This is a genomic window from Clostridium psychrophilum, from assembly GCF_018861705.1.
Lineage (GTDB): Bacteria > Bacillota > Clostridia > Clostridiales > Clostridiaceae > Clostridium_AD > Clostridium_AD psychrophilum.
The window spans coordinates 1-5717 of sequence record NZ_JAHLEC010000154.1 but is presented as its reverse complement, the minus strand read 5'-3'; the positions used below and the strand labels follow the sequence as shown (position 1 = coordinate 5717).

Annotated in this window: 5 protein-coding genes and 1 pseudogene; all 6 read left to right on the top strand. The window is 28.6% G+C overall.

What is annotated here, in order from left to right:
- Positions 1 to 186: 186 nt before the first annotated feature.
- Positions 187 to 1560: a sensor histidine kinase gene (locus tag KPL38_RS17875; protein ID WP_312884269.1), complete on the top strand. Its 1374-nt coding sequence runs from the start codon at positions 187 to 189 to the stop codon at positions 1558 to 1560.
- Positions 1561 to 1679: 119 nt separating this feature from the next.
- On the top strand, positions 1680 to 1865 hold the full coding sequence (locus KPL38_RS17870; protein WP_216290492.1) for a hypothetical protein: 186 nt from the start codon (positions 1680 to 1682) through the stop codon (positions 1863 to 1865).
- Between the two features lie 3 nt (positions 1866 to 1868).
- Positions 1869 to 2192: a hypothetical protein gene (locus tag KPL38_RS17865; RefSeq protein ID WP_216290491.1), complete on the top strand. Its 324-nt coding sequence runs from the start codon at positions 1869 to 1871 to the stop codon at positions 2190 to 2192.
- A gap of 84 nt (positions 2193 to 2276) precedes the next feature.
- A pseudogene (locus KPL38_RS19870) lies at positions 2277 to 2450 on the top strand (phosphatase PAP2 family protein); the annotation flags it as partial.
- A 409-nt stretch (positions 2451 to 2859) separates the two neighbouring features.
- Positions 2860 to 3921, top strand: coding sequence for an FAD:protein FMN transferase (locus KPL38_RS17860; protein WP_216290490.1), 1062 nt, complete (start codon positions 2860 to 2862; stop codon positions 3919 to 3921).
- Positions 3922 to 3923: 2 nt separating this feature from the next.
- Entirely contained in the window at positions 3924 to 5540 is a 1617-nt protein-coding gene (locus KPL38_RS17855) for an FMN-binding protein (protein WP_216290489.1), read from the top strand.
- The last annotated feature ends 177 nt before the right edge of the window (positions 5541 to 5717 follow it).

The following is a 5717-nucleotide window of genomic DNA, read 5'->3' as shown; positions in this document are numbered from 1 at the left end:
TATGTGTCTTTGAATCCAATAAAAGAAGAAGAACTTCTCATTATAGAAAAGGCATCATCATAAAAAAATTAAATGTATAAATTGCGACAACTATGTTGACAAACTCCGAAATGGCAGTTATTAATTCGTAGTCTTTTAATTCTAATAATTTTATTGGTTATAATGGGTTCCTCACAATATATAATTATGAAGCACTATGTATATGCAAGTAAGGAGCAAATATTAGATTTTAGACTAGACAATATAGACAAGAATATTATAAGCAAAATTAAATCAAGGCAGGATGTTATAAAAGATGCAGCATCCATTATTAGTAATATAGTGGATAGGGATGTAAGTGTTGCAGTTATAGATATTAATGGAAAAGTTGTTTTAGACAGTAGTAAAAGTAAACTTCCATACAAAGAGAAGGTACCAGATGCTAGAAATGTAATTCCAAAATTGATTCCCTATGAATATAAACAAATTTTATTACAAAATAGCAACTCAAAAGTATACAAAATAATAAAAGACAAAAATGAAAATGAGAGTATTGGTGCATTTCTTAAAATAGGGGATGCTTCTAACCGGTTAGCTCTAATTCAAATAAGCACTTCTACTCAAGAAATTCATAATATATTGAGTATTCAAATTATTATATACTTAATAGCATCAATTTTAATATTAATTATTGGTATTGTTATTGGCAAAAAGGTTTTAGGGTCCACGCTTGCACCTTTATACAATATGGCTGATACTGTAGAGAAAATAACCATAGGACAATTAAATATGAGACTACGAGAGAATAATAAGCAAGTAGAGATAGATAGATTATCTATTGCTTTTAATGATATGCTTGAGAGGATAGAGACTTCTTTTAAAAAAGAGAAAAAAATTAAAGAAAAGATGAGGAGCTTCATATCTGATGCATCTCACGAATTACGAACGCCACTTACGTCAATACATGGATTTGTGGAGGTATTACTTAGAGGTGCAGCTAAAAATGAGAAACAGCTCAATTTAGCTTTAAATACAATTCTATTAGAAAGTGATAGGTTAGAAGAATTAGTAAATGAGCTTTTAGTGTTAAATAAATCAGATCAGAAATCACATGTGGAAATGTTAGACGAAGATATTAGTGATATTGTTTGTGAAGTTTATCCACAACTTAAAATACTTGCAGGTGAAAGAAAATTAGAACTAAATCTAGAAAAAAATGTATTTATATATGCAAATAGAAATCAAATAAAGCAAGTTATAATAAATATTGTTCAAAATGCTATACAGCATACTGATAGTAAAAATGGATTAATTAACATAAACTCTAGAGAGAATGTCAAAGAATCTTTAGTAGTACTTGAAATTAAGGACAATGGAACTGGTATACCTAAGGAAGATTTAAATGAAATATTTGATAGGTTTTTTAGAAGCGACTCGCATAGAGCACGTAAAAGTGGTGGATATGGTTTGGGGTTATCAATTGTTAGTTCTATAGTTGATGCACATAATGCAGAAATCAAGGTAAATAGCGAAATAGGTAAAGGAACCAGTTTTTCTGTTTATTTTAAGAAAAATCAATAAATATAAGATGTACCTATATTAAGTCGTGTCTTGTATTTATGTATTTTAAATTAAAGGAATTTTAATACATTTATAGAATTAATTTAAGGCCAAATACAAATTATAGGAGATGATTAAGCTTGAAACTAAAAACAGCAACATTAATTGCTTCCATTGGAACATTTTTAATGATATTATCTGAGATTTATTATACATTTATAAATGCAGATGGAATAGGTAAAGTGTTTGGAATTTTTTATCTATTTGGAATGATATCTTTATTTATATTTTTTATAACATTATACTCAAATCAAAAGGAGAAATAGTATATGAGTAACATTAATGAAATCTTAGAAATAAAAAAACAAACAGTACATAAAGCTACTGAAGCAAATGTTAAAAAAAATCAAATAGGTACCACACTAAAAGTAGTAGGATGGATTATTATAGGAATTGGTATAGTAGGAGGTTTAACTATTGGCTCTTTATTAACAGTGCCTACGAGTAGCGTACTATCTAATCCCAATCCTTTAAGATGGATATACGGAATTGTAATTATAGTATCATCATTTTTAAGTGGAATTTTATTTATGGGGTTTGGAGAAGTAATAATTCTATTAAATAATATTAAATATAATATTAATCCAAAGTAAAAAGATATATAGTATATTTTCAATAAAAGTACCTCAATAATTATTGAGGTACTTAAAAATTATTATTAAATTAATACATAGTTTATTACTCCATTTTATGTGACTTTCTATATTCAAAATGTTTGGTTTGTTTATGGTCATGATGATCCGCTTGCACGTAATATGTCCTATGTAGCCGCAGCAAAAAGTACACTGAATGGGTTTCCATCAATGCATACTTCTATAACTTTTGCGATGTTTCTTTTAGTGATTTATCAATTGGTTTACAAAAACAGAATTTTACACAGCGACTATAAAACTTAGCATAATAAATTTATTATAAAGAACATTTAATTCTTAACTGGATTGAGTGTTCCTTTATTTTGTTTAATATTATAAATAACACAAAGATCACATATTAATTTGATAGGTATTACATAGTTATTTGATATTATTGATGTATGGTAATTAAATAGATTTTTGTATTATATGTTTTTTAAATTAAATAGAAAATATTTTAAGCTTAGGAGTGAAAAGCTTACTTTATGTAATAGTTAGTAAAATGTTCACATTTTTCTCAGTAGATATTCAGTAAATTCTAAGGGAAGATTAAGTTTTATTATGTATTATATAAAGTGTAAGATAAATCACATATTAAATTAAGCTAACATAGGGGGGAGTGATAGACATGGTGATTACTATTGAAAGTTCACTAATTATAATGTCAGTACTAGTATTTATCATTTTAATTGTAATATTCATAACGAGTAATAGTAAAAAAACATATATGGTTAAAGAATTTTATTCACTTGGAACAACAAATCAATTAAAAGTATATGGAAAGAATGCAAACAAAGCTATTAAACAATCAATTAAAAAGGTATATGAAATAGATAATAAAATGTCTGTTTTTAAAGAGTCTAGTGAAATATCAAAAATAAATGAAAATGCTGGAAAAGAAATGCAAATAGTTAGCAAGGAAACTTTTTATGTTATTCAAAAGGCTATAAAATACTGCTCGCTTTCAAAAGGAGCTTTTGATATAACAATAAGGCCTATAGTTGCTTTGTGGGGTATTGGAAAAGCTTACCAACGTATTCCACTCATTAATGAAATTAAAGAGAATCTTAAATTTGTAAACTACAAGGACATAGTAATACATGAAAATACTAGTTCTATATTGTTAAAAAATAAAAAACAAGAAATTGATGTTGGAGGAATTGCGAAAGGATATGCAGCGGATGAAGTAAAAAAGATAATACTTAAAAATGGAATTAAGAGTGCTTTAATAAATCTTGGAGGAAACATATTATCAATTGGTACAAAAGAGGACGGAGCGCCTTGGAATGTTGGTATTCAGGATCCAACTAGAACTCGTGGAGAATTTGCCTTAACAATAAGAGTGGTTAGTAAATCTGTAGTTACTTCAGGAAATTATGAAAGATATTTTGATCAGGATGGTAAAAGATTTCACCATATAATAAATCCAGTTACGGGTTATCCGTCTGAGGGGGACATTATAAGTGCTACCATAATTTCAAATAATTCTATTGACGGAGATGGATTGTCAACAGGTGTATATATTATGGGAGTTCACAAAGCTATTAAGCTAATAGAAGAAACAAATGGTGTAGATGCAATATTAATAAATAAAAATAAAGAAGTTTATGTTACATCAGGAATGATAGGAAAATTTACACTTGCGAGTAATGAATTTGTATACAAAAATACGATTTTCGAGGAGATATAAAAATGAAAAAAAAGATACAAATATATAGACATATAATACAAGTGATTTTCTTCATTTTATCACCAGGTTTATTTATATTAGCTTTTTCAGAATTTAAAAGTATTTATGAAATGATTATTAAAGGTAATTTCAATTTTCTTGCGGCTTTTCCAAGTTTAATTGAATTTGTAACAGCAATTATTATAACTATAGTACTTGGAAGATTTTTCTGTGGTTGGGTTTGTGCTTTTGGAACTTTTAATGATTTTATTCATTTATTATCTAAAAATGTGTTTAAGATTAATTATAAAGTAAGCAGCACAGTAGATGCTATATTAAAGTATGTTAAATATATTGTATTATTATTACTTATGGTTGTGGTATGGACATCTGGTAGTAAAATTTTAGAAACTACTAGTCCATGGGATGCTTTTGCTCAAATAACCAATTTTCCTCAGGTATTATCTAATTATACAATTGGGTTTATACTGTTATTTTTAATAACAGTAGGAGGTTTTTTTATAGAAAGATTTTTTTGTAGATATTTATGTCCTTTAGGAGCAATATTTAATATATTATCAAGAATAGGAATATTAAAAATCAAAAAGCCTACTGATAAATGTGGAAAATGTAGATTATGCACAAATAGTTGTTCAATGGCATTACCACTTTACAAAGTTAATAGTGTATGTGGTGGGGATTGCATTAATTGTTTCAAGTGTATTGAGGCATGTCCTAGAAATAATCCTCAAGTAAATATTCTTGGTGAAAACGTAAATCCTGAATTAGCTAGTTCTTTAGCAATAACTGCTATGGTAGGAGTTTATGCTATCAATAATTTAGGAGGAACAGCTCTTGCTAAAAGTGGTTTAACTACGGTTAGCAGTACGTCTGTAAGTACAAGCACAAAAAGTGTTTCTCAAAAATATAAAGATGGAACATATACAGGAACAGGTACTGGTTTTCAAGGTGGTACAACCGAAATCTCAGTTACTGTAAAAGAAAATAAAATTACAAATGTTACTACAGTATCGAATCAAGATACTCCCGATTTTTATCAAAGAGCAGAAAGTGCAATAACTACTGAAATAATTTCAGCACAATCGACAACAGTTGACACTGTTTCAGGAGCTACTTATAGTAGTGAAGGAATTATTAGTGCAACTAAGGAAGCATTAATAAAGGCAGAAGCAAGTTCATCAGCAAATACGGGCTCTACAAGTACTTCTTCTACAAGTACAACGGCAACTGTAGCACCAAGTAATAGTACTACTACAGCATCAAGCACTGCACCTACAAGTGCTGCTACAGCATCAAACACTGATAATGCTAATACTAGTGGAAGCTCAACGACTTCAGCTAAGAGTAGTTATAAGGACGGAACTTATACAGGAACTGGGTCTGGTTTTAGAGGTGGTACAACTGAAATGTCAGTTACAATAAAAGATAATAAAATTACAAATGTTACTACAGTATCGAATCAAGATACTCCTGATTTTTATCAAAGAGCAGAAAGCTCAGTACCTTCTCAAATAGTTTCAGCTCAATCAACAACAGTAGATACGGTTTCTGGAGCTACTTATAGTAGTAATGGAATTATAGACGCAGTTAAAGCTGCATTAAGTCAAGCTAAAGCATGATTAAGTCAAGCTAAAGCATGATTCGTCAAACTAAAACGTAGGTAATTGGAAGATGTTGTAGATAAAAGGGTGAATTGAAAAAGTAACTTCCACTTTGCAGAGTTAACTTCCACCGTAAAAAGAGTTGAAAAAGTTTTTCAATAAAAAAACGTTTATTTTTGCTATTCTTCTAACAAA

Bases quoted from the DNA above. Each gene is read 5' to 3' on its own strand.
- KPL38_RS17875 (WP_312884269.1), top strand. From the start codon at position 187: ATGAAGCACTATGTATATGCAAGTAAGGAGCAAATATTAGATTTTAGA.
- KPL38_RS17865 (WP_216290491.1), top strand. From the start codon at position 1,869: ATGAGTAACATTAATGAAATCTTAGAAATAAAAAAACAAACAGTACAT.
- KPL38_RS17860 (WP_216290490.1), top strand. From the start codon at position 2,860: ATGGTGATTACTATTGAAAGTTCACTAATTATAATGTCAGTACTAGTA.
- KPL38_RS17855 (WP_216290489.1), top strand. From the start codon at position 3,924: ATGAAAAAAAAGATACAAATATATAGACATATAATACAAGTGATTTTC.